We start from the raw sequence: 22,987 nt of genomic DNA, 5'->3' as shown, positions 1-22,987 counted from the left end.
TGTCCCAAGCGTTTCTACCAGATGGGCCAAGATGACCTTACCTTACGTTCTCGTTCTCGTTGCCGACCCTGCACAGGGCACCCTGTCCAAAGATGCCATCGACATTGCGCGGAACATGGTCAAGGGCAAGAACCCCATCGTGCTTTCGCCGGGCGAAGCCGTCGAAATCCCCTGCCCTACCCCGGCACCGGGCGCACCAACCATCGCGACCATCCGCGCAACACTGGCCCGTCATAAGGTGGATGCCCTGCTGGTCAAGACACGCGGCCGTCGCAAGGCTGTGCTCGTGGCTGATATGGACAGCACCATCCTCGACGGTGAAACCCTCGATGAGGTCGCAGCCCTGCTGGGCGTGGGTGACGCTGTCGCCCAGCTCACCCTCGACACCATGAACGGCAAACTGGATTTCGAGGAGTCCCTGCGGACACGTGTCGCACTTCTGGAAGGCAAATCCGCCGCCTGCCTCGAAGAAGTCTGGCAAAATTCAAAGCTCAATACGGGTGCCCGTACGCTTGTACAGACCATGCACGCCCATAACGCCCGCACAGCGCTTGTCTCGGGTGGCTTCACCTATTTCACCAGCCGCGTGGCAGAGGCCTGTGGCTTTGACGAGCATTACGGCAATGAATTCGACATCGTGGATGGCGTGTTTACAGGCAAGCTCGCTGCCCCCGTGCTGGGGCCGAACAGCAAGGAAGAGCATCTGACCCGCCTCCTCGAAGAGCGCGGCGTAAAGGCTTCGGCAGCCCTGACGACAGGCGATGGCACCAACGACCTGCCCATGCTCGCCGTCGCCGGTCTGGGCATCGCCTATAAGGGCAAGCCAAAAGTGCGCCAGATGATCGACATGCAGGTCAATCACTCAACCCTGCGTGCCCATCTGTTCGCTCAGGGTTATCCGGCGAGTGTTTTCGTGGAGTAAGAATTCATGGGGCGCTGCCCCATCCCCCGGAAAGGGCTCGCCCCTTTCATCCCCTTCTGCCTATGGGGTGAAAATCGCTTCGATGCTCAGACTGAAGATTTTCGCGATGGCGAACGCCAGAGGCAGGCTCGGGTCGTAACGCTCGTTCTCAATCGCATTGATGGTCTGCCGCGAGACGCCAAGCGCCTCGGCCAGCGCATTCTGGCTGAGGCCCTGAGCCAAACGCAGATCGCGCATGCGGTTTTTCACCGGTATCTCCGGCATGCAACGACCATGCCTGCGAACCACAGAAGCGCCATAAGCGGCCAGATGGCGAAGGCGCGAATATGGGGCGCGCCAGCGTTTTCAGCGAAGCCCCATCCTATGGTGATCAGGGCCGTGCCTAGAAAAGCCGTCGCTATGGCGTCGAACTGAACGCGACGCTGAAGTTCATCCATGCGCCGTAGTGCTCGCATGATAACCCAGGCAACGGCCACGGCTCCAAGCATGGGCGCCATGCTCAGAGCGAAAAGAAGCGTCCCTGTAGGGTGAAGCTGATGCTCCAACGCACCTGATGTAAGGAGCAGGAAAAGATACAGCAACAATGCCGCGCCGAGCTCGATCCCGTACTGTCTGGGCCTGAACATGCGTTTCTCCATGTAAAGTACACTTTCCATATCCCTCGTTTTGGAGTGGAAAGCAAGCTTTACACGGACAGCCTGTCAAAAAACCCGGACTTCGACGGATACCTGCTCTTTGGGTAAATCAAGACGGCGCCTCGGAAGCCCCTGTCTCACTGACAATCGGATGAAATCGCATCGCCTTGCAGGCTGCGATCGGCAAAAGCCTGTGCTTCACTCTCAGCCGCGTTCAGGAGCGGTGAATGTTCCACACGATAGTGATGCACGCTTACAACTGTGCCGGCGGAGCATAGCGCCTGCTTCAGCTTCTCCTGCTGGGCGGGGGGCACCTGCGTATCACTGGTGGCAATCCCCAGCATGACGGGTGAAGACAGCTTGAGCGAAGGATAACGCGCCCATTGCAGTGCCGGAGCCAGCGCGTTTTCGGCATCTGGCTGGAAAGTGTTGTCAGGCGTCAGGCCCGCATGTTCGACAGCCCCGAAGAAATCGCCACGGCAGAGTTCGCTGGCCTTGCGATACAGCGGCAGGGCACGGGGCTTGAAGGCGCTGGATGGGTCGAAAGAGGGATCCGCAGCCCCAAGCGACGCCCCAAGCAGCAAGCCATAAACCACGCCGGGGGCAAAGCGACGGGCCCCATGAGCCTGGGTCAGGATATGGCCTGAATCGCCATCGAAATACGGTGCGCCGAGCGCGATCGTACCCTTGATCTGCAGGCTCGGTGCATAGGATTTTGCCAGCGCCGAGGCTGCAAGCACAGCCTGCGCACCCTGATCATGCCCCAGCAAGACGACATGGCCGCTCAGCGCAGAGAAGCGGCGACGCGCTGCACGAACCGAGTCCAGCACAGCCATGCCTTCCGATTTGGCATTCAGGTAAAGCGCTGCCCCTGGCTCGCCCAGACCCGGATAATCGGTGGCGACAACGGCATAGCCCCGGCGCAGCCAGCTTCCGTAAAAGCTTGCCTGCGGGCCGCCAATCCCCATGATGGAAGGCGCACAGGTAAGGCCGATCCCGCTTGTGCCGTGCGCCCAGGCCACGACAGGCCAGCCACCTGCGGGCGGTGTGCCGCGCGGGACCATGACCTCAGCCGAAACCGCCACCAGATGCGTCGGGTTATGCGCATCGGTGCTGCGATAGGCCATACGATAAGCCGTGCCGGGAATGGGCGCATTTTTCTGTTCGAGCTTGATGGCCTGCCCGGCAGCGACGGGGGCATAGCGCGATTCGGCATCCTCATCGGCATCCATCGCGCAGGCGGTCAGGGTCAGGGCGGAAACAGCCATCATGGCAAGGACAGAACGCATCAGACCTCTTCGATCTAGGGGTAACGAGGGATGGAAAGTCTCAGGAGTGTCGCGCGGGGGCAAGCCCTGACAGCCCAGCGAGCCAAAAACGCCCCGCATGTGATGGGGACCATTCGGGGCAGGGTCAGGGAACCGCATAGGGCAAACGCAGTGCTCACAGGCTGGTTCGGCACCCCGGGACGTTCCCATGACGGGGAATCAGGGCGACTTCATGGTCGCTCCTGCTGGTTCGATGCAACCAGAGGCGGCCGATGCCCGATGAGCGGACGGACATTTTACAGGACTGACCCAGGCACGGTCCGGCAGCAGGTGTTCCGAAAGAGAGCCGCAAAGCTGATCCGAGCCCACGTCGCTTCCTGACCATTGAGGCGCAGTGTCATCCCGCAGACCCCCGAGACGGGCGAAACAGCAGCAAGCCCATCTATCGGGGCGGCAGCAGGCTCTTTACCGCCGCAATACCCCCGCCATGCCACTGGCTGCCACTCACCGGAACGTGACCCTGATCATCAGGAAATAGAATTATTTTTCTTTTCCAACGACAAAAAGAGAATATTAATTTCGATACAGGTCAGGAGAGCGGCCTCACGCGGGAGTTGAAATTCGCGTGGCTGGGCCGATGCTATAAGGCGGATGAGGGGTGCGGGTCCATCAGGGGCGCGTCACAAGGCCGCAAGGAAGAGGAAGACGTTCATGAGCAGTCTGATTCAGCATTACATCAACGGGTCCCGTACCGAGGGTCACGGCGCCCAGCGCGGAGAGGTTTTCAACCCTGCCACAGGCAAGGTGACGGCGCAGCTCGCTCTGGGTGACACGCGCGACGTCGATGATGCCGTTGCTGCCGCCAGAGCCGCCTTCCCCGCATGGTCGCAAACCACCCCTCTGGCCCGTGCCCGTGTGCTGTTCCGCTTTCGTGATCTGATCGAGAAGCATGCGCGCGATCTGGCGGCGGTCATCACCTCGGAGCATGGCAAGGTCCTGTCGGACGCGCTGGGCGAAGTGACGCGCGGCATGGAAGTGGTGGAATTCGCCACCGGCGCCCCTGAACTGCTCAAGGGTGAATTTACCGAACAGGTGGGACGCGGCATCGATGCCTGGTCGATGCGCCAGCCACTCGGGGTCGTGGCAGGTATCACGCCCTTCAACTTTCCGGTCATGGTGCCGCTCTGGATGGCACCGATGGCGCTCGCCTGCGGTAACTGCTTCATTCTCAAACCTTCTGAGCGCGACCCTTCCGCGTCGCTCGTTCTGGCCGATCTGCTGAAAGAGGCCGGTCTGCCTGATGGCGTGTTCCAGGTGGTGCATGGTGACAAGACCGTCGTGGATGCCCTGCTCAAGCACCCGGATGTGCAGGCGATCAGCTTTGTGGGCTCCACCCCCATCGCCCGCTACATCCACGAGACCGGCGTAGCCCACGGCAAGCGCGTTCAGGCTCTGGGCGGTGCCAAGAACCATGCCGTCATCATGCCCGATTGCGACCTCGACAAGACCGTCGATGCCCTGATGGGTGCGGCCTATGGCTCGGCAGGCGAACGCTGCATGGCCATTTCCGTGGCCGTGGCCGTTGGCCCTGTGGCCGATGCGCTGGTCGACAAGCTGATCCCCAAGGTCAAGGCGCTGAAAATCGGCAATGGCACGGATGACGCGACCGAAATGGGCCCGCTGGTCACCAGAGTCCATCGCGACAAGGTAGCTTCCTACGTCACGCTCGGGGCTGAGGAAGGTGCCAGGCTGCTGGTCGATGGCCGCGATTTCAAATCGACGCAGAACCCGGATGGCTTCTTCCTTGGCGGGTCGCTGTTTGATCATGTGACACCGGATATGCGCCTCTATCGCGAGGAAATCTTTGGCCCCGTTCTGGCTGTCGTGCGCGTGCCCGATTTCGAGACCGCGCTGAAGCTGGTCAACGACCATGAATTCGGCAATGGCACCGCCATCTTCACCCGTGATGGCGATAGCGCCCGTGCCTTCACCCATCGCGTGCAGGCCGGCATGGTCGGCGTGAACGTACCCATCCCGGTACCCATGGCGTTCCATTCCTTCGGCGGCTGGAAGGCTTCGCTGTTTGGCGATCACCATATGCATGGCGCCGAGGGTGTGCGCTTCTTCACCAAGTACAAGGCTGTCACCTCACGCTGGCCGACAGGCATCCGTCAGGGTGCGGATTTCGTCATGCCCACGCTTGGCTGAGCCGAACGCCTGAAAACAGCCTGAGGCAACAAACCCTCAGGCCCTAAAACAGCCGCAAACGGGCGCGAGGGTGTACACCCCCGCGCCCGTTTTGTGTTCCGGCGCTTTGCGCGAACCGGAACTCGGGCTATGTCCCATGACAAGAACTGGAACACGCGCCAAACCGGAGGAATTCCCATGAGCGACACCATGCCAGACCGTCTGAGCGCCACACCGGGCAGCCCGTTCTATGACGAGGCCCTGCTCGAAAAGGGAATCGGCATCCGCTTCAATGGCGAAGAACGTACCAACGTGCAGGAATACTGCATCAGCGAAGGCTGGGTGCGTCTGGCTGTCGGCAAGACGCTCGACCGCAAGGGCAACCCGATGACCATCAAGGTTTCCGGCACGGTGGAAGCCTGGATCAAGGGCCCCGAAGCCGAGGAAGCCGGCAAGGAGTAAACCCATGGCGCCCACACGGATCATCATCGATACCGACCCCGGACAGGACGACGCCGTTGCCATACTTCTGGCGCTGGCCTCGCCGGAGGACATTACGGTCGAGGCGATCCTGACGGTGGGCGGCAATAGCGGCATTGCCAACACCACACGCAATGCCGCCGCCATTCTCGAACTGGCCGGCCGCGCCGATATTCCGCTGCATAGCGGATGCGACCTGCCCATGAAGCGCCCTCCCGTCCGGGCCGATCATGTGCATGGCGAGAGCGGGCTTGATGGGGCAGACCTGCCTGCACCGACAAAACAGGCTGACTCACCCCATGCGGTGGATTTCCTGATCGAAACGCTGCGTCGCGAGCCGGAAGGCAGCCTGACCATCGTGACACTGGGCCCGATGACCAATCTGGCGACAGCGTTGCAGAAGGCTCCCGATATCGCACCGCGCATCAACCGCGTCGTGTCCATGCTGGGCGCCTGTTTTGAAGGGGGGAACATCACCCCCAATGCCGAATTCAATGCCTATGTCGACCCGGAAGCCGCAGCCATTGTTCTGGGCTCTGGTGTGCCGGTGGTCATGCTCCCGCTCGATATTACCCATCAGGTGCTGACAACCCCTTCACGACTTGGGCGCATCCGCGCCATCGGCAATGAGGCCGGGCGCTGTGTGGGCGGTATGCTCGGCTTTTCAGAGCGCTTCGATCTCGAAAAATATGGCTGGCCCGGCGCGCCGTTGCATGACCCCTGCACGATCATGTGGCTGCTGCGCCCCGATCTGTTTCAGGGCCGCCTCGTCAATGTCGAGGTCGAGACACAAAGTGCGCTCTCATCCGGTCAGACTGTTGTCGATTACTGGAGCGTGACGGGACGCCCTGCCAATGCGCTGTATATGCGGGATGTGGATTCAGATGGATTCTATCAGGTGCTGACGGAGCGCCTGTCGCGTCTCCCCTGAACGGACGACACCCCAACAATCAGAAAACCCCGGAGCGCTCCTGCGCTCCGGGGTTTTTCATGTGAACAACCGGGCCGTCCGACGGCCCGATATTGCGCTTTTCACCAGGCGAAACCGATTGTGCCCTGCGCGTTGCGGCGCTCGCCGTAATAGCAGAACTCCTGCCCGTAAGACGCGTAGGCCAGACAATTGGTCACGTAGTTCTTGTCGAACAGATTGCGCACGCTGGCACCGACTGTCCAACCCTTGAGCGATTTCGAGACGTTCGCCAGATCGTAGCGCAGCGAGGCATCGAACAGCGCATATTGCGGCACCTTCACGCTGCCATAGCTGGCTTCGCCGCCATAGGCCGAAGCCGAGTAGCGCATGCCGGCCCCGAGGCCGAGCGATTTGAAGCGCCCCTTGGGGATGGTGTAGAAACCGAAGAGCGATGCATTGCCGCGCCCGGACTGGATGAGCGGCTTTCCGGTCGAGTCATCCTTCACGCGCTGTACGCTGACAGCCGCGTCGACGGTCCAGTTATGCCAGTTATCGATATGAGCCTCGAATTCGAAGCCATCGGAATGCACAAGGCCGTTCTGTACGCTGTAAACCGTTCCGGGCACAGAGACGAGCACATTGGTCTGCTCGATGTGAAAGCCTGCCGCGGTCAGCAGGATAGGCGTTCCGGGCAACTGGTATTTCAGACCGCCCTCAAGCTGCTTGCCGATCGAGGGGCTTGCTTGGCTTTGCGTCTTGCCCCCGTCATTGGAAACGACACCTGTCTGGGGCTGGAAGGATGTTGCGTAGCTGATATAGGGCGCGAGGCCGAACTTGAAGTGATAGAGCCCGGCTGCACGCCAGGTGATCTGGCTGGGACTCTGCTTCGTATTCGAGTCCGACAGATACTCGATCTGGCGTGAGCGGAACCAGTCATTGCGGATGCTGCCCGTCAGCACCAGACCGCCCCAATGAATCTCATCCTGACCGTAAACGCCGATCTGGTGTGAGTTCACCTTGTAGCGCGCATAGGTTTCAAGTGGGTTGATGCCCATATCGTAATTCGGGGCGAAAACATTCAGATCCGGGGCCGCACTCTGCCCCGCCGTTTCATTGGCCCATTGTTGCTGATAGTCGAACCCCGCCATGATCATGTGCGTGAGCGGCCCCGTGCGCAGCTTACCATGCACATTGCTGTCAAATGCCAGATTGCGCGTGTGCTCGGTGGTGCCAAACCCATAGCGCGGCAGCATGCTGTCGCTGTCCCAGTATCCCGCATTATAGACGCTGCGATATTGCGTCTTGATGTCGTCATAGCGGCCGCGTGTCGAGAAATTCCAGTCGCTGTTAAACCGGTGATTATAGATATAGGTGATGCCGCCATGCTTGCGGTTGAATTTCTCGAAGCGGGCATCGCCGTCATAGAAATTGCGCGGCAGATAGCCGCCAAAAGGCGCGGGCTTGAGCGAGCCTTGCAGCGGTACACCGCCATAGGTGCCGGCCTCGGGATCGTACTGGTAGTTGCCCAGCAGGGTGAAGGTGTCCGGGCCGTTACCGCCAAAGGTGACCGAAGGGCTGATTGAGAAGCGGCGACTGCCGGTGCGCGACAGCTGGGTGTGCTGACCATTGACCGTGCCGTACAGGCGGTAACGGATGGACCCATCCTTGGTGGCAAAACCGCCCATATCGGCGTCGACACGATACAGATCGAACATGCCGCCCGTGGCGTTGACCGAACCGTAAGAGGCGCGATCGGTCGGCAGTTTGCTGGACAGGGCGACGAGACCACCGGGGCTGGACTGGCCGTAAAGTGCTGAAGCCGGGCCTTTCAGGATCTCCAGACGCTCAAGACGCGACGTGTCGATCTGCGCGATCGCATAGCCGGTTGGGCTGTCCTGCAAGCGCAGCCCGTCGAGAAACTCGGGAATGGTGAAACCACGCAGCTGGAACAGGTCATAACGCGTACCGACACCACCACGCAGATCGGGCGTGATGCCTGCGGCATAACGTACGGCCTGGTTAAGCGTCAGCACGCCACGGATATCCATTTCATTGCGGGTGACCACCGTTACGGATTGCGCCGTCTCGATGAGCGGTGTGCTCGATTTGGTCGCTGATGAGGCGATGGTTGCGCCTTTCTGACCACGCACCACAAGCTCCTCAGCCTTCGGGTGAGAGGCAGCCGGGGCCGCATGGGCAGACGACGTAGCGTGAGAGCCCGTCGGGCCTGAAACTGCCGCGTTCTGAACCACCCCGGACGAGGCACTGCGCGTCCTGACTGTTCCAGTCTCGCTTTTGCTGGAGGATTGCTGTGTCTGTGCATGGGCGCTGCCTGACATCAGCGCCATGAGGGAAACACACATTGCCAGACCCGAGCGGGTAAATTCAGCGCGCATAAAATGTCCTGCCGTGAGAAAACGGCAGAGAGATAGCGATATTGCGAGTCATTCGCAAAGAAAGTTTGGGGAAAGTTAATTTTCCCTACCCATTATGTGGCTTAAATATCACCCTCGCGTGATCGAGCCTATGTCTGCCGGTGGCACCCCTATTCGACTTGCAGGATGTCTTTCACCTTGCCGGCCAGGACTTCGCCGAGCGTCCGGTTATTGTCAGGCGTAAAGTGAACGCCATCGCTGCCATCGGTGGTGATATGCTGGGCGGCGTCGAGAAATGCGGCGCCCCTTGCTCCCGCAAGCGCTTCATACTGGGTGGCGAGCGCCGCGATCTTGGGTACAGCCCCGTCGAACTGTGCCCTGAGCCAGGGGCCGGGTATGTCACCCGGCAAGGGCGGTGCGACTACAAGCAGTGCGGGCGCCTTGTAGCCGGTGCCGACGCCCCCCGTGCTGGCAGCCACCTGTCCGACCAGCTTGGCCATACCCTGCGCGATGTCATGGGCAGTTCGCCTGTAGGCGTTCTTGGCGTCATTTGTACCAAGCATGATGATGACAAGATCGAGCGGCATATGGCTGGCCAATGCTGCGGGCAGATAGGCCGATCCGTCCAGACGCGGATCGTTGGCGTCGAGTGCCGTCGTGGTCCGGGCGCTCAGCCCCTCCTCGATCACGTGAAATCCGTCGCCCAGAGCCTTCGCCATGACACCGGTCCAGCGCTCATCACGCTCATATCGCGTGGTGGGCGTTCCCTCCGGCACGGGCTTCCAGCCCCAGGTCAGTGAATCGCCAAAGCAGAGTATATGTCTGATGGTCATGTCATGCCTCCAATCCGCTCGTTCAGGCATCGTCCACCATGCGCGTCGCTCTCAGGTTTTGCAAAGAGGGCCTCAACTCATCACCAGGAAAGGGGATCAGCGTTCGGAACCGAACCGGCGCACGGGCATAAAAGCCACATGAACTCCCTGGCGTCGTTTCGATAACAATTTGATAAAAATCAGCCCTACAGTAACGGCTAGCGTCGGAGCTCATGACACGATCTGACGATCGATCGATCAACAATCCTGCCGTGACACGCTGTTACTGACCATGGGGGGCCGCACCCTCAAATCCGGTCTCCATGAAATAAAAAACCGTTTTGAGGAGCCATTATCGAACTGTCATCTGAAAAGCACAGTGTCGAATTAATTATGTTGCCTTCTTGATACAATTATCAAAGCAAAATAAATTCTTTTAGCTGACTGAATTGCCCTCAGGGGCTTCTGATAGGGATGGGTTATGGACCTGATTCGCCATATAACGAGCCGTTTCTGTAAACCCATTTCTGCAGGCGCCCTGATTTCAGGCGCACTAACCGCCCTCCCCGGCACAGCCCTTGCCGATATTCCTCTGTTCAAGACGGCCACCAACCCGTGGCTGCAGGGGGTCAATCTTTCCGGTCTGATCGAGGGTGGCATCATGGCAAACCCTGCCCGACCGGATAACGGCATCAATTTCGGTAACTTTCTTGGTGACCATGCCAATCAGGCCCAGCTGAACCAGATCAGCCTCACCCTATCCAAGGCTATCGATCCGACGAAATCCGAATATCAGATCGGTTTCATGCTTGAAGCGCTCTATGGATCGGATGCGCGCTACTATCACCTGCTTGGCCTGTCGAACAAAATGACAAGCGACCGCTACCAACTCCTCCCGGCGCAGGCCCATGTGGATGTGCACGCCCCGATCTTGTCGAAGGGTGGCATCGACATGCAGGCCGGCATCCTGCCAGCCCCCATGGGCGTCGAAGTGCTGGATCCGACACTGCGTCCTTTTTATTCTCTGGCCTATACGTCTCAGTATTCCGTACCCTTCGAGCATCTCGGCGCCATGTTCCACTGGCATGTCACCCCGATGTTTGATTTCAATTTCGGGGTCGATACCGGCAATCAGACGACGTGGGGCCGCAACGACAACAACAATGCGGCTGCCGGCTATTTCGGGTTCAACCTCATCGGCCTGGCTCATGGAAAACTGAACATCAACGAACTGTCGCGTGTCGGCCCGGAAAATGCCGTTGCGGCACTTGGCCCCCGTGCCAATACGGCGCAGCGCTGGTGGAACGACATTGCCGCATTCTACACGGTCAATGACAAACTGAGCCTCACAGGAGAGTTCAACTTCCTGCACGATGACGGTCTGCGTGCCGAAACCTGGAGCGTCGTCACCTTCGCTGCCTACAAGATCACACCGAGCCTGACCTTCAACTACCGCGGTGAACTCTATCGCGATAACAGCGGTCTGTTCGTCGTCAACTTCCTGACCAATCAGGCCTATATGAACGCCTTTCTAGGCGGCTACGCGCCCGCCGAGACGGCCCCTGCCACCACTTACGGTGCCCTGACACTCGGCGTGACCTACCGTCCTGACCTCGGACACGGCATACGCGTCTTTGCCCTGCGCCCCGAGATCCGCTTTGATCGCTCGCTCAACGGCACGTCTCCGTTCAACGATGGTCGCAACACCGGCATGTTCACCTTTGGTGGCGATGCGATGATCGGTTTCTGACACCGCATAACGAAACGCACAGAAAAAGGGGCGTCCGGCATGGCCGAGCGCCCCTTTTTTATGCTCGGTTATAAAACCGGATCAAAGCGCTTCGAGAAGGTGATCCACCTCCCGCGCTTCGGTCGCCCAGCAGGTCACGAGGCGTATCAATACCCCGTCGATACCCGGCGGCGTTGTCCAGCGATAGAACACAAAACCCTGAGCCTCCAGCGCGGCCACGCCGCGTTCAGGCAGCACGACAAACACCTCGTTGCTCTGCACCTCGAAAGGCAGGGACGCCGCAGGATGGCGGCGCAAACCATGAGCGAGGCGCTGGGCCATGGTGTTGGCGTGCAGGGCATGGCGCAGCCAAAGATCATTTTCCACCAGCGCCGCAAGCTGCGCGCTCAGATAACGCTGCTTCGACCAGAGATGCCCGCCACGCTTGATACGCCGGGCAAAATTTTTCGCCAGATCTTCCCTGAAGATCAGCACGGCCTCTGACGCCATGCCGCCATTCTTCGTGCCGCCGAAGCTCACCATGTCGAACCCGGCCTCCCAGGTCATTTCGGCAGGTGTGCAATTGAGTGCGGCAATAGCATTGCCCAGACGGGCGCCGTCCAGATGCGTGGCAAGATCGGACTTTCTGGCGCGTGACGTCAGGGCTGCAAGGTGATCGAGAGAATAGACCGTGCCCCATTCCGTGCTCTGTGTCAGCGAAAGCGTCTGGATCGGACTGGTATGGACCCCGCCCCCGGCATTGGTCACCAAGGCCCGGTCGAGGGCGGCGGGATCCATGCGTCCGTCAGGCGAAGGCAGTGGCATCAGCCTTGCCCCATGCATGAAGAACTCTGGCGCCCCGCCCTCATCATTGGCGATATGGGCGCTCTGGTCGCAGATCACGGCACCAAAAGGCGCGGTGGACGCGGAAAGCGCAAGGCTATTGGCGGCTGTACCCGTGGCCACGGGAAAGACCCAGACCGGATGATCGAAAGCCTCGCGCATGAGCGCCGTCAGTCTTTCAGTCTCGGAATCCTCGCCATAAGACGGCGCTGCCCCCTCATTGACGCGTATGAGAGCATTCATCACCTCGGGGCAGACTGGCGCGATGTTGTCACTTGCGAAGTTCTTGCGTATTGCCTCGGTCACGTCCGTTCCTCACTCGTCTCTGAGGCCATCGTCCGGGTGCTGCCCGTGCCGATCGCCCTGCTACAGGAATTGCAGCCATGAAACACGATCCGGCGCTTTCAGAAAAGCTCATCGACGGCAAGACCATCGCACGCCGCCTGACGGATCGCGTCAAGGCCGAGGCCGAAACCCTGCGCGAGCGCACCGGCAAGATTCCGGGTCTGGCTGTCGTGCTGGTCGGCGATGACCCTGCAAGCGAGGTCTATGTCCGCAACAAGGCCATCCAGACCCATCGCGCCGGTATGCGCTCATTCATGCACATGCTGCCCGAGACCACGTCGCAGGACGAGTTGCTGGAACTGATTGCCCGCCTCAATGCCGATCCCCAGATCCACGGTATTCTGGTCCAGCTTCCCCTGCCGAAGCAGATCGACCCCATTCTGGTGACCAATGCCATTGCCCCGCACAAGGATGTGGATGGTCTGGGCGAGGTCAATGCCGGCAGGCTGAGCCTGGGCATTGACGGGCTGGTGCCCTGCACGCCTCTGGGGTGTCTCATCCTGCTCAAGGAGACGCTGCCCGCGCTGCGCGGGCTTCATGCCGTCATCATCGGGGCGTCCAATCTGGTGGGCAAACCCATGGCGCAGCTGCTGCTCAAGGAAGGCTGCACAGTATCGGTCGGTCATATCGACACAAAGGATGCGAGGGCACTGGCCCGCGAGGGGGATATCCTTGTGGTCGCAACGGGCAAGAACGGGCTGGTGCGTGGCGACTGGATCAAGCCCGGCGCGACAGTCATCGACGTGGGCATTACGCGCATCGCCCTGCCGGACGGCAAGACGCGTCTGGTGGGTGATGTCGCCTTTGACGAGGCCGCGCCGATCGCTGGCCATATCACACCGGTGCCCGGTGGCGTTGGCCCCATGACCATTGCCTGCCTGCTGCACAACACCCTGCAGGCAGCGCGCCAGATTCTGGAAAATGGGCAGGATGGCATGGGTCGGAGCGCACGGACTCCATGAGCCGTATCGCCATCGAGCTGATCCCGCGCGACACGCAAAGCCTGACAGAAGATCTGGCCACGGTAAGGCAGATCGCGCCGGACGTATCGACCATCAACCTGCCCGACCTTCTGCGCCTGCCCCTGCGCTCATGGGAGGGTGCCGCGCTGGCGCAGGGTCAAGGCTATGCAGCCATCCCGCACATCCGCGCCATCGATATCGACCCCGATGCGCCCCTGCCCTGCGCGGAGCAGGAAGGACTGCGCGAGATCCTTGTCATTGCGGGCGATCCGCCCCCGGATTCGACGCACCGCATCTGGCCCAACAGCAGCGCTGACATTATCGCACGATATCGGCGTGAGGCCCCTCACCTCACGGTCTATGCGGCCTTCGATCCGTATCGCCGCGCCCCCTGGCAGGAACTGGAGACGATCCAGCAGAAGCGTGATGCCGGTGCGGCGGGGTTCTTCACCCAGCCCCTGTTCGACCGCAGGCTGTTCGATCTGTGTGCCTCGTGGCTGGAGAATGATCGGGTGTTTTGGGGGCTCTCACCCGTGATCGGCCCCAAGTCTCGTGCCTATTGGGAACGCGTCAATCACGTTGTCTTTCCCTCGGATTTCGAACCGAAGCTGGACGCCAATATTGCGTTCGCACGGACGATCCTCGAGGCGGTGCGTGCACGCGGCGAGAGCGCCTACCTCATGCCCTTACGCGTGCCGCTGGCAGATTACCTCACTCCGCTGCGTGACCTTCTGACATCGTGAGAGCGGCGCGCTCGGACTGATCCTGTCGCTGCGCGTCGCGGCTCTGCTGCGTTTCGCGAATGACATCATGGATGAAAGCCAGTTTCTGCCTTATCGCCCCCGTCAGGACGAAAGGATAGAAATCCTGAAGGCCCATGGAGCGGTTAAGGCTGTTCACGGCCATGCTCAGGGGGAGCCATGCATTCATGATCTCGTCAAAGCCCAGAGTACGGTAGGGATTGCCGCTGAGCGCCGGAGTTGAGTATTGCGCTGCTTCGGGTGTCTGCGGGGCAATGGCAATGCCATAAAGCCACGCCGTTTCCAGCGTCGAGACAATGTGCAGATAATGCGCCCAGGTCTCGGCGAAATCCTCCCAAGGGTGAGAGGCGGCATAGACACTGACATGCGTCTCGCGCCAGTCTTCTGAAGGCGGTTTGGCGTAATGCGCCTCGAGGGCTGCCTGATAATCCTGCCGGTCATCGCCGAATACGGCGCGGCAGCGTTTCAGCCTTCCTCCATCGCGTATCAGCACGTTCCAGAAATAATGCCCGATCTCGTGCCTGAAATGCCCGAGCAGGGTCCGGTAATACTCGCCCATCTCCACGCGCATACGCTCGCGCTGGTCGTCATCGGCTTCACGCACGGCAAGGGTGATCAAGCCGTTGTCATGACCGGTCATAACAGGAGCCGAACCGTCGGGCGCATCGTCCAGAAAGTCAAAAGCCAGCCCGTTTTCAGGGTCCTGTCGCCGGTTGACCATTGGCAGGTCGAGCCGGATCAGTGCGTGGAAAAGGCGATGCTTGGCGACCTCGATCTTGCGCCAGCGCTCCAGATTATGCGGGTCCGACAGATCGGGGATCGTGCGATTGAACTGGCAGGCATAGCAATACGGACCTTCAGCCGCTTCCTGCGGGCCGAGCAGCCAGTTGCAGGCGTCGTACTGCCGGTTGGCGCAATAGACATGGACCTGATCCTCAAGACCCGGTTCCATCGGATACCATTTTCCGGGTTCCTCGGCGGGATTGAGCGCTGTCAGATCGGCCAGCTTATGCAGATACCCCACTTCGTGATGGCATGACTCGCATCTAGTATTTTCAAAAAAGAGCGGCTGAGCACAGCATTCGCACGAAAAAAGCTTCACGATCTGATCATCCCGATGAGGTTATGACCCGGAACTGCGCGTGACGGCTTTGGTTCCCGCCTCGTCCGCCATGATACTACGCCCGATGCAGAAAATGCGCCTGCATCATCACATCGAATTCCGCCTGACACTGATCCAGCAACCCTGAGATCGGTGCAGCGGCATCAGGCGTATCCGAAGCGGCCAGCGGAATATGGTTCTGCGCGGCGATCAGACCCGATGTCGTGTCAAACCCCACCCAGCCATGTTCCGGCACCAGAATTTCGGCCCAGGCATGCAGGTCACAGGTCAGGCGGTCCGGATCAGCCTGAAGGGCAGAAGGCTCGATGAGATAGCCCGAGACGAAACGCGCTGCGTAACCCATATGACGTGCCAGGGCGATCAGCAGCCACGCGCTGTCACGACATGACCCGGCCTCGCGTTTCAGGGTTTCCTGAGGCGTCCAGACACCTGGCTCCATGCGGCGCATGTAGTGCAGCCTGGTTGCGATGCGGCGCGCCAGCCTGGATAAACGTTCGAGAGGGCTCCCGATCGGCGATGCGTCTTCGGCAGACAGAAACGGGTCCAGCACCGCATCCTCCGTCACGGGGCGGCGATAGGCCTGATCGAGCGCCATTTCGCCGTCAGACGATCTCACGCCCATGTCCAGCGGATCATAGGGGGCGAGATCGACAATCATGCTCACATCAACCACGAATTGCGACATGCGATCGGAGAAACGCACCTCGGAGACCATGTTGCCATGTCTGTCGTGATGCCAGTGCAGTCCGGCATGATCCGGTCCTATGGAAAGCGCATAGGTCATGATCGCATTGCGCGTGCGCGATGGCGGCCGCAAACGGATCGTCTGCGGGCCAAGTGACACCATCCGGTCGTAACGATAGGACGTGCGATGATTGAGCAGCACTGGCTGGCTCATCCTGCGCGCCCCGCTGGGCCTGGTTTCATGACACTCCCTTGCCTGCGCCTTCCCTGCATGTCCCCTGCCTGCCCCGATGAGGCGCCGTCAGGGACCAACGTGCATTCCCTATGAGGCCTGCCCCCTGCCGCCCGCCACCGGTTCAGGCAGCGCCTTGCAACCATTGGGCTGATATTCTGTTTGACAGCAATAAACCGGCGAACCCGCCCGGAACAGCCTTTCTTTTAGCGCTTGGCAAGTCACGAATTTTGGTAGTTTAATAAACAACCGTAACGTTTCGGTTCAGGATACACTAGACCCTCCCCAACAAGAAGGTGAGAAAATATGGCGCTCGACGCCTCGCCCATCCATGAAGCCGGTATTTTTTCGACCTATGACACGCCCGCCTTTTACTGCGAGCTGATGAACCGGGGCAGTGAACTGCCCGAAGCCCTGCAGAAGGTGCAGGAACGTCTGGCCCATCTCACCCTTTCCGACCTGCGCGAGCGAACGACTGACGCAGAAAACCTGCTCTGGCGTCTGGGCATCACCTTCACGGTCTACACCGAACGTGAGGCCATCGATCGTATCCTGCCTTTCGACATGATCCCCCGCCTGCTCACGGCCGAGGAATGGGCATTTGTCGAGAAGGGCGTGCAGCAGCGCGTCAAGGCCATCAATCTCTTCCTGTGGGACATCTATCACGAGCGCCGTATTCTGGATGACGGCATCGTCCCGGCGGATCTCGTGCTCAAGAACGCCAATTACTGCGAGGCGATGATCGGGGTGGACGTGCCGGGCGGTGTGTATGTCCACATCAACGGCACTGACCTCATACGCGACCGCTCAGGGCGCTTCCTCGTGCTTGAAGACAATGCACGCACCCCTTCCGGGGTCTCCTACGTCATCGAAAACCGCCACATGATGCTGCGCCTGCTGCCTGATCTGGCTTCGGGCATCAAGCTTCGCTCTGTCGAGGATTATGGCGTCAGGCTGCATCGCGCCCTGTGCGACGTGGCCCCCAAAGGCGTGACAGACCCGCAAGTGGTTCTGCTTTCGCCGGGCATGTATAATTCAGCCTATTTCGAGCATGTGTTTCTGGCCCGTGAAATGGGTGTGCCGCTCGTCGAGGGGCGTGATCTGGTGGTTGAAGATCATCATGTCTTCATGCGCACCGTTGCCGGGCTGCGCCCTGTCCACTCGATCTACCGCCGTATCGACGACGCGTTCCTTGATCCACTGGCGTTCAATCCCGAGAGCCTGCTAGGTGTTCCGGGCCTCGTCGAGGCCTATTGTCGTGGCAACGTGACCCTTGCCAATGCGCTGGGCACCGGGGTGGCCGATGACAAGGCGATTTACGCCTATATGCCCCGCATCATTCGCTACTATCTCGACGAGGATCCTATCCTCGACAGTGTGGAGACCCACATCTGCGCCGAGCCCGAAGGCCTTGCCCACACGCTCGATAATCTCGCCAATCTCGTAGTGAAGCCCGTCGGCGATTCCGGGGGCTATGGTCTCATCATCGGACCCCATGCGACCGCAAGCGAGCTTGAGGCCTTTCGCGAGAAGCTGATCGAAAATCCGGCCAATTACATCAGCCAGCCCGTCATCGATCTTTCTGTTGTGCCGACACTCTGCCCCGCCGGTGTGGAAGGGCGTCACGTCGATCTGCGTCCCTTCGCGGTGACAGGGCAATCTACCTGGGTTCTGCCTGGCGGGCTGTCCCGCGTCGCGTTGCGAAAGGGGTCTCTGGTGGTGAATTCATCGCAGGGTGGTGGCTCGAAGGATACCTGGGTGATGTCAGCATGAGCCGCTTCAACCCCTATGTCGCAGGCATACAGCCCGACCTGAACACCCTGCTCTCGCGCTATGCCGAGAACATGATGTGGCTTGCACGCTATATGGAGCGCATCGAAAACCTCGCCCGCGTGCTCGAAGTGACCGAGGCTTTCGTGCGGGGTGCCGATGGCCGCCCGGTATGGGATTCAATCGTTCACATCAACAGCGATGAAGAGCGGTTTAGCGCCCTCTATCCTGCCGCAAGGGAGGAGGATTATCTGTGTTTTTACATCACGGATTGCTCCAACCCGAGTTCGATCCGGGCCATGGCCCACGCCGTGCGCGAAAATGCCCGCTCTGCACGCCCCCTTATCTCGACCGAGATGTGGATGCAGCTCAATGTGTTCACGCGCTGGATGCTGGACCTCACGCCCGGCGACATACGACGCACCGGGCTTTCGGCCCTGTGCAACCGCATCAAGCAGGAATGTCAGTCCCATGCTGGCGTGACGGAAGGGACGCTCTATCGCGACCAGGCCTGGCTATTCTATCTGCTGGGTCGGCATCTGGAGCGCAGTGACCAGATCACACGATTGATCGACACACGCTATCATACGCTCCTGCCTGATGCTGCCGAGGTGGGGTCGGAAATCGACATGACACAATGGGCGTCCGTGCTGCGCTCGGCCGCGGCCTATCACGCCTTTCGTCGTCTCAAACCGGTGACGACCACGCCTGCCAATGTGGTTGGTTTCCTGCTCAAGAATGAGGGGTTTCCGCGTTCCCTCGCACTCAACCTGCGTCACGCCGACTCTGTCCTGGGTGCCCTCGCCACACACTACAACCTGCGCAAGCAAAGCTCGGCTGTGCAGGAACGCCTGGGCGAATTACGCGCCATGCTGGATGACCAGACAGCCGAGGAAATCATCATTCGTGGGCTGCACGAATGTATGCACTGGATTCAGGAACAGATTGAAACCTGCCAGAACGAACTGGCCGCCGCCTATTGGGCGCCCCCCAAGGCATTTGATGCCGGAGGCTTCAGCCAGTCTCAGGGTCAGGCGTAAAAACCGACAGCGAGAGCTTACCGTGCGGGCGTTGAGTCCCCCCGGTACGATATTTGGCTGTCTGCGCTGAATGACCCATAAAAAGACCCGCTGCATCCCTGGTGATGCAGCGGGTCTTTTCAATTCAGTCTTGCGCTACCCTGCCTGCGACAGGGATGACGGGACTCAGGCTTCGGCTTCGTCTTCCTGCTCTTCCGGCGAGGTCATCATGGCGTCAGCCACCACGCCAGCCTGCTCGCGGATACGACGCTCGATATCGGCCGCCATCTCGGGGTGATCGCGCAGGAACTGCTTGGCATTCTCACGCCCCTGACCCACGCGGGTGCTGTCATACGAGAACCAGGCACCCGATTTCTCAACGATATTGGCCTTGACGCCCAGATCGATCAGTTCGCCGACCTTGCTGATGCCCTCGCCATACATGATGTCGAATTCAACCTGACGGAAAGGCGGGGCCATCTTGTTCTTGACCACCTTCACGCGTGTCTGGTTGCCCACCACCTCGTCGCGGTCCTTGATCGAACCGATACGGCGGATATCCAGACGCACCGACGCGTAGAATTTGAGCGCGTTACCACCGGTCGTGGTCTCGGGATTGCCGAACATCACGCCGATCTTCATGCGGATCTGGTTGAGGAAGATCACCATCGTATTCGAGCGCGAGACTGTGCCGGTCAGCTTGCGCAGGGCCTGGCTCATCAGACGGGCATGAAGACCGACATGGCTGTCGCCCATATCGCCTTCAAGTTCCGCACGCGGCACCAGTGCTGCCACGGAGTCGACCACCAGCACATCGACGGCACCGGAACGCACCAGCGTATCGGCAATTTCCAAAGCCTGTTCACCAGCGTCAGGCTGGCTGAGCAGAAGATTATCGACATCCACCCCAAGCTTGCGGGCATAACCCGGATCGAGCGCATGTTCAGCATCGATGAAGGCGCAGGTTCCGCCCTTCTTCTGGGCTTCGGCAATGGCATGAAGCGCCAGTGTCGTCTTACCGGAGCTTTCCGGGCCGTAGATCTCGATGATACGGCCACGCGGCAGACCGCCGATACCGAGGCCGATATCGAGGCCCAGCGAGCCCGTGGAAATCACATCGGCCTGCTCCTTGGGGCGCTGCCCCATGCGCATGATCGACCCCTTGCCGAAAGCCCGTTCGATCTGGCTCAGCGCACCTTCGAGTGCTTTCGTCCTGTCCACGCTCATATCCTGTCCTCCGCTCACACCAGTGTTGCCGAACTCATGAAAATCGGCAATCGGGGCAGCGCGATTCGTGTTGATCGTTCACATTTGTTCTTGAGAACATATCATGATCAAACCCCTTTTGCACAAGGGGACGGGCATAAAAAATACCCCCTGTTTCCAGGGGGTATAAGTGTCGTTTCTGCAAACAATTCATACTCCCGCATCCGGCCTCGATGCCCCAGACGCGAGAGATCACGCAGGATCAGTTGTTCACACTGCCCACGGAAAGACCGCCACCACGCGGATCGGTGTCACCCTGACAATTGCCGCCCTTGCAGACTGAGGCATTAACGCGCCCCTGCCCTTCATGCGGCACCGTCGTGCCAGAGACGATCGCCCGTGCAGCCTGAGCCAGCGCATCGGCGGCATCGTTCTGGCCGGAGGCGGCGGCGGCACCAATCAGGGTGCCACGACGCTGCACAATGGCAGCAGCCAGAAGCGGTGCCGGATAGCGCCCCGGTGCCGCAGCCAGCAGCACGCCCGTTCCTTCAGCCATACGACCTGTGCCGAACAAATTGTTGTCAGTCAGGGCGCAGGCTACAGCGCCGCCCTTGTTGTCTGTTACGACAAAGGAGGTCGAGGCCGGAAGCGACGGCAGGGAAGCACCGTGGCTGGAGCCCCCATTGACCAGCGTCTGTGCAGCGCTGAGGAGGGCGTCATTGCTCAGGCCATGACGGTCTTCGCTGCGCCACGTTGCCACCACGCTCTGTGCGGAAGCGCCGGAGTGGAACGCCGCCGCAGCACCAAGCCCACCATCGGCAGGCGGCGGCAGGAACGAGGCCACATAGCCATCCTTCTCGACCTGAAGCGGCGCGATCTGCGCTGGCATGGCGTTACGCAACGCTGTGGTCGAAAGGCCGCCCCCTGCCTTGTTGGCCCCTTCGACAAAGATCCCGCCAAGCGCCCCGTTATACAGATCGCCCACACCAACATTGGTCATGCGTTCCAGAAAACTTGCCAGCTGGGGCTGCACCAGCGCATCGCCATTTTGCAGCGGCGCGCCATCGGGACGGCTGAAAACGCTACGTGCGGCGTCATCGGCGAAGAGGGGGTTCTGTACCGCAGCAATATCGTTGGCCAGCACGCGGCTGACTGTGGTGCCGCTGCGGGCAAGGCGAACGGACGGACCAAGAATATCAGCAAATTCGACGGTGCCGTAGCGAAGCTGCATGGTGAACAACCCACGCGGCGTCATCGGTATCGCCGCCTGACGCGTGGCTGCACCCGAAGCGCTGGCTGAACCGGGCAGGAACACGAAAGCCTGGGGGGCCTCGTTGGCGCGTGTGGCCAGGCAGGCGCCACCACCGCCCAGAGAGGCACGCGATGGCAGGGTGACCGACAGTGCCATCCCCACCGCAGCCGCAGCATCGGCTGCGTTGCCGCCATGCACCAGCACATCGCGCCCGATCAGGGCCGCACGTGGCTCATCGGCGACTACCGTGCCGATATAGCCCGTCACGATGGGCGTGGTCTTGCCAAACAGGCTGTGACCGATATGCGCGACATCGCTGCACCCGGCGAGCAGCATGGCTGCCGTCAGGGCACAAGCCGGGCGCAACCCTGCCTTGAGCGCAAAGCGCCCTGCGGGGCGACAGGGGGCATTCGACTGACGATGCGCCACGTGCGGTGTCTCCATGACCCGGCAAGCCTTTTCTCTACTGTTCCGGACAGGGATGGCATCTTCGGGGGCCGAAGAAGCAACTGTCTGGAAATTGGGTTCGTTAACGCATCTAACCGTGATCCGGACGATGGGCAACCGCGCGACCGGCTCCGGTTTTGCGAAATCGCTTTTGCTGGCCTATGCAGGAGCGCGTTTTCTTCACGCCCATGTCTTTCACGACCAGCAGGATCGTCCTCATGACCCGCCCGACCCGTGCCCGGCTTGCCGGCACCTTTCTCGCCCTTGGTCTGACCGTGTCGACCGCCGTTCCGGCCCTTGCTGCCCCCAGTACTGCGTCTGCCCCAACGGAATCATCTTTCAGCCCGGCCCAGCGCGCCGAGATCGTGACGATCCTGCGCGATGCCCTGAAGAATGACCCGAGCATTCTGAGCGATGCCATCGTGGCCCTGCGTCAGGGCGCCCAGCAGAAGGCAGCAGATGACGCCCTCACCCATGTCCGCTCCGATCGTGAGCGTCTGCAAAAGGGGCCCGACTACACGGTGCGCGGCAACCCGCAGGGTGATCTCACCATCGTGGAGTTTCTCGACCCGCGCTGCGGCTATTGCCGCAGCATGGTGCCCGTGGTCGATGCCCTCCTGAAGTCGGACAGCAAGCTGCGTCTGGTCGAAAAGCTGGTGCCGGTGCTTAGCGAGAAAAGCGTTCTGGACACGCAGGCCATTTTCGCCGCCGCACTGCAGGGCGGCTACGAAAAGATGAAACGCGCCCTGATGCAGGACACGACGCCCCCTACCCTGGATCGTATCCGTCAGCTCGCCACGGCCAATGGGCTGAATGCTGACAAGCTGGTGACTGACATGCACGCATCAAGTGTTGCCGCGCAGATCAACGAGAATCTGGCCGAAGCAAGGCTGATCGGCCTCGATGGCACGCCGACCTTCGTTTTCGGTACGAGTGCGATCATTCCCGGTGCCATCTCGGCTGAGGAAATGCGCGAGCAGATCAAAACCGCACGTAAGGACGCGCACTGACAACCCTTACGCTTC

Annotated in this window: 20 protein-coding genes; 10 read left to right on the top strand and 10 right to left on the bottom strand. The window is 60.5% G+C overall.

The window, feature by feature from the left end:
- Positions 1-31: 31 nt before the first annotated feature.
- On the top strand, positions 32-922 hold the full coding sequence (serB, locus tag P5689_RS09935; protein WP_285533026.1) for a phosphoserine phosphatase SerB: 891 nt from the start codon (positions 32-34) through the stop codon (positions 920-922).
- Positions 923-982: 60 nt separating this feature from the next.
- On the opposite strand, the gene P5689_RS09930 is transcribed toward serB, so the two are convergent.
- From P5689_RS09930 to P5689_RS09920, 3 genes are all read right to left on the bottom strand, one after another.
- Positions 983-1,159, bottom strand: a complete 177-nt coding sequence (locus tag P5689_RS09930; RefSeq protein WP_408868539.1) for a helix-turn-helix transcriptional regulator — start codon at positions 1,157-1,159, stop codon at positions 983-985.
- Positions 1,160-1,167: 8 nt separating this feature from the next.
- Positions 1,168-1,548: a hypothetical protein gene (locus P5689_RS09925; protein ID WP_285533024.1), complete on the bottom strand. Its 381-nt coding sequence runs from the start codon at positions 1,546-1,548 to the stop codon at positions 1,168-1,170.
- 146 nt (positions 1,549-1,694) lie between these two features.
- On the bottom strand, positions 1,695-2,846 hold the full coding sequence (locus tag P5689_RS09920) for an alpha/beta fold hydrolase (protein ID WP_285533023.1): 1,152 nt from the start codon (positions 2,844-2,846) through the stop codon (positions 1,695-1,697).
- 690 nt (positions 2,847-3,536) lie between these two features.
- Here P5689_RS09920 and P5689_RS09915 point away from each other — a divergent pair.
- From P5689_RS09915 to P5689_RS09905, 3 genes are all read left to right on the top strand, one after another.
- Entirely contained in the window at positions 3,537-5,033 is a 1,497-nt protein-coding gene (locus P5689_RS09915; protein ID WP_285533022.1) for a CoA-acylating methylmalonate-semialdehyde dehydrogenase, read from the top strand.
- Between the two features lie 177 nt (positions 5,034-5,210).
- Positions 5,211-5,474 (top strand): DUF3297 family protein, encoded by a 264-nt coding sequence (locus P5689_RS09910; RefSeq protein ID WP_023979699.1) that lies wholly within the window; start codon positions 5,211-5,213, stop codon positions 5,472-5,474.
- Positions 5,475-5,478: 4 nt separating this feature from the next.
- Positions 5,479-6,423 carry a nucleoside hydrolase gene (locus tag P5689_RS09905; protein WP_285533021.1) on the top strand — a complete coding sequence of 315 codons (945 nt, stop codon included), beginning with the start codon at positions 5,479-5,481 and terminating at the stop codon, positions 6,421-6,423.
- Positions 6,424-6,524: 101 nt separating this feature from the next.
- On the opposite strand, the gene P5689_RS09900 is transcribed toward P5689_RS09905, so the two are convergent.
- Both P5689_RS09900 and P5689_RS09895 read right to left on the bottom strand, forming a co-directional pair.
- Positions 6,525-8,798 carry a TonB-dependent siderophore receptor gene (locus P5689_RS09900; RefSeq protein WP_285533020.1) on the bottom strand — a complete coding sequence of 758 codons (2,274 nt, stop codon included), beginning with the start codon at positions 8,796-8,798 and terminating at the stop codon, positions 6,525-6,527.
- A 149-nt stretch (positions 8,799-8,947) separates the two neighbouring features.
- Complete coding sequence (locus tag P5689_RS09895; RefSeq protein WP_285533019.1) at positions 8,948-9,610, bottom strand: SGNH/GDSL hydrolase family protein; 663 nt, start codon at positions 9,608-9,610, stop codon at positions 8,948-8,950.
- A gap of 460 nt (positions 9,611-10,070) precedes the next feature.
- Between P5689_RS09895 and P5689_RS09890 the strand changes: the two genes are divergently transcribed.
- Positions 10,071-11,339, top strand: coding sequence for an outer membrane beta-barrel protein (locus P5689_RS09890; RefSeq protein WP_285533018.1), 1,269 nt, complete (start codon positions 10,071-10,073; stop codon positions 11,337-11,339).
- A gap of 81 nt (positions 11,340-11,420) precedes the next feature.
- On the opposite strand, the gene P5689_RS09885 is transcribed toward P5689_RS09890, so the two are convergent.
- Positions 11,421-12,467, bottom strand: coding sequence for a low specificity L-threonine aldolase (locus tag P5689_RS09885; protein WP_285533017.1), 1,047 nt, complete (start codon positions 12,465-12,467; stop codon positions 11,421-11,423).
- 77 nt (positions 12,468-12,544) lie between these two features.
- Here P5689_RS09885 and folD point away from each other — a divergent pair, with 77 nt between their 5' ends.
- Positions 12,545-13,468 carry a bifunctional methylenetetrahydrofolate dehydrogenase/methenyltetrahydrofolate cyclohydrolase FolD gene (gene folD, locus P5689_RS09880; protein WP_285533016.1) on the top strand — a complete coding sequence of 308 codons (924 nt, stop codon included), beginning with the start codon at positions 12,545-12,547 and terminating at the stop codon, positions 13,466-13,468.
- The gene (locus P5689_RS09875) at positions 13,465-14,211 is read left to right on the top strand and encodes a methylenetetrahydrofolate reductase (RefSeq protein ID WP_285533015.1); all 747 of its coding nucleotides are present in this window, start codon (positions 13,465-13,467) and stop codon (positions 14,209-14,211) included. Before folD ends, P5689_RS09875 begins: the two co-directional genes overlap by 4 nt.
- On the opposite strand, the gene P5689_RS09870 is transcribed toward P5689_RS09875, so the two are convergent.
- Together P5689_RS09870 and P5689_RS09865 are read right to left on the bottom strand one after the other, a co-directional pair.
- Positions 14,180-15,331 carry a putative zinc-binding metallopeptidase gene (locus P5689_RS09870; RefSeq protein WP_285533014.1) on the bottom strand — a complete coding sequence of 384 codons (1,152 nt, stop codon included), beginning with the start codon at positions 15,329-15,331 and terminating at the stop codon, positions 14,180-14,182. The genes P5689_RS09875 and P5689_RS09870 overlap by 32 nt on opposite strands.
- A gap of 76 nt (positions 15,332-15,407) precedes the next feature.
- Complete coding sequence (locus P5689_RS09865; RefSeq protein WP_285533013.1) at positions 15,408-16,250, bottom strand: transglutaminase family protein; 843 nt, start codon at positions 16,248-16,250, stop codon at positions 15,408-15,410.
- A gap of 324 nt (positions 16,251-16,574) precedes the next feature.
- Between P5689_RS09865 and P5689_RS09860 the strand changes: the two genes are divergently transcribed.
- Both P5689_RS09860 and P5689_RS09855 read left to right on the top strand, forming a co-directional pair.
- Positions 16,575-18,041 carry a circularly permuted type 2 ATP-grasp protein gene (locus P5689_RS09860; RefSeq protein WP_285533012.1) on the top strand — a complete coding sequence of 489 codons (1,467 nt, stop codon included), beginning with the start codon at positions 16,575-16,577 and terminating at the stop codon, positions 18,039-18,041.
- Positions 18,038-19,078: an alpha-E domain-containing protein gene (locus P5689_RS09855; RefSeq protein WP_285533011.1), complete on the top strand. Its 1,041-nt coding sequence runs from the start codon at positions 18,038-18,040 to the stop codon at positions 19,076-19,078. The genes P5689_RS09860 and P5689_RS09855 overlap by 4 nt, the downstream gene beginning before the upstream one ends.
- 165 nt (positions 19,079-19,243) lie before the next feature.
- On the opposite strand, the gene recA is transcribed toward P5689_RS09855, so the two are convergent.
- Complete coding sequence (recA, locus tag P5689_RS09850; RefSeq protein ID WP_285533010.1) at positions 19,244-20,284, bottom strand: recombinase RecA; 1,041 nt, start codon at positions 20,282-20,284, stop codon at positions 19,244-19,246.
- 241 nt (positions 20,285-20,525) lie between these two features.
- Positions 20,526-21,959: a gamma-glutamyltransferase gene (locus tag P5689_RS09845; RefSeq protein WP_285533009.1), complete on the bottom strand. Its 1,434-nt coding sequence runs from the start codon at positions 21,957-21,959 to the stop codon at positions 20,526-20,528.
- Positions 21,960-22,180: 221 nt separating this feature from the next.
- Here P5689_RS09845 and P5689_RS09840 point away from each other — a divergent pair, with 221 nt between their 5' ends.
- Positions 22,181-22,972: a DsbA family protein gene (locus P5689_RS09840; protein ID WP_285533008.1), complete on the top strand. Its 792-nt coding sequence runs from the start codon at positions 22,181-22,183 to the stop codon at positions 22,970-22,972.
- Positions 22,973-22,987 lie beyond the last annotated feature (15 nt).

The sequence above is a fragment of the Asaia sp. HumB genome (assembly GCF_030263835.1).
Classification (GTDB): Bacteria; Pseudomonadota; Alphaproteobacteria; order Acetobacterales; family Acetobacteraceae; genus Asaia; species Asaia bogorensis.
Note: the sequence above shows the minus strand (reverse complement) of the source record. Positions and strands in the feature narration are given on the sequence as shown.

Coding starts and splice junctions, on each gene's coding strand:
- serB (WP_285533026.1), top strand. CDS start 32: ATGACCTTACCTTACGTTCTCGTTCTCGTTGCCGACCCTGCACAGGGC.
- P5689_RS09930 (WP_408868539.1), bottom strand. CDS start 1,159: ATGCGCGATCTGCGTTTGGCTCAGGGCCTCAGCCAGAATGCGCTGGCC.
- P5689_RS09925 (WP_285533024.1), bottom strand. CDS start 1,548: ATGTTCAGGCCCAGACAGTACGGGATCGAGCTCGGCGCGGCATTGTTG.
- P5689_RS09920 (WP_285533023.1), bottom strand. CDS start 2,846: ATGCGTTCTGTCCTTGCCATGATGGCTGTTTCCGCCCTGACCCTGACC.
- P5689_RS09915 (WP_285533022.1), top strand. CDS start 3,537: ATGAGCAGTCTGATTCAGCATTACATCAACGGGTCCCGTACCGAGGGT.
- P5689_RS09910 (WP_023979699.1), top strand. CDS start 5,211: ATGAGCGACACCATGCCAGACCGTCTGAGCGCCACACCGGGCAGCCCG.
- P5689_RS09905 (WP_285533021.1), top strand. CDS start 5,479: ATGGCGCCCACACGGATCATCATCGATACCGACCCCGGACAGGACGAC.
- P5689_RS09900 (WP_285533020.1), bottom strand. CDS start 8,798: ATGCGCGCTGAATTTACCCGCTCGGGTCTGGCAATGTGTGTTTCCCTC.
- P5689_RS09895 (WP_285533019.1), bottom strand. CDS start 9,610: ATGACCATCAGACATATACTCTGCTTTGGCGATTCACTGACCTGGGGC.
- P5689_RS09890 (WP_285533018.1), top strand. CDS start 10,071: ATGGACCTGATTCGCCATATAACGAGCCGTTTCTGTAAACCCATTTCT.
- folD (WP_285533016.1), top strand. CDS start 12,545: ATGAAACACGATCCGGCGCTTTCAGAAAAGCTCATCGACGGCAAGACC.
- P5689_RS09875 (WP_285533015.1), top strand. CDS start 13,465: ATGAGCCGTATCGCCATCGAGCTGATCCCGCGCGACACGCAAAGCCTG.
- P5689_RS09865 (WP_285533013.1), bottom strand. CDS start 16,250: ATGAGCCAGCCAGTGCTGCTCAATCATCGCACGTCCTATCGTTACGAC.
- P5689_RS09860 (WP_285533012.1), top strand. CDS start 16,575: ATGGCGCTCGACGCCTCGCCCATCCATGAAGCCGGTATTTTTTCGACC.
- P5689_RS09855 (WP_285533011.1), top strand. CDS start 18,038: ATGAGCCGCTTCAACCCCTATGTCGCAGGCATACAGCCCGACCTGAAC.
- recA (WP_285533010.1), bottom strand. CDS start 20,284: ATGAGCGTGGACAGGACGAAAGCACTCGAAGGTGCGCTGAGCCAGATC.
- P5689_RS09845 (WP_285533009.1), bottom strand. CDS start 21,959: ATGGAGACACCGCACGTGGCGCATCGTCAGTCGAATGCCCCCTGTCGC.
- P5689_RS09840 (WP_285533008.1), top strand. CDS start 22,181: ATGACCCGCCCGACCCGTGCCCGGCTTGCCGGCACCTTTCTCGCCCTT.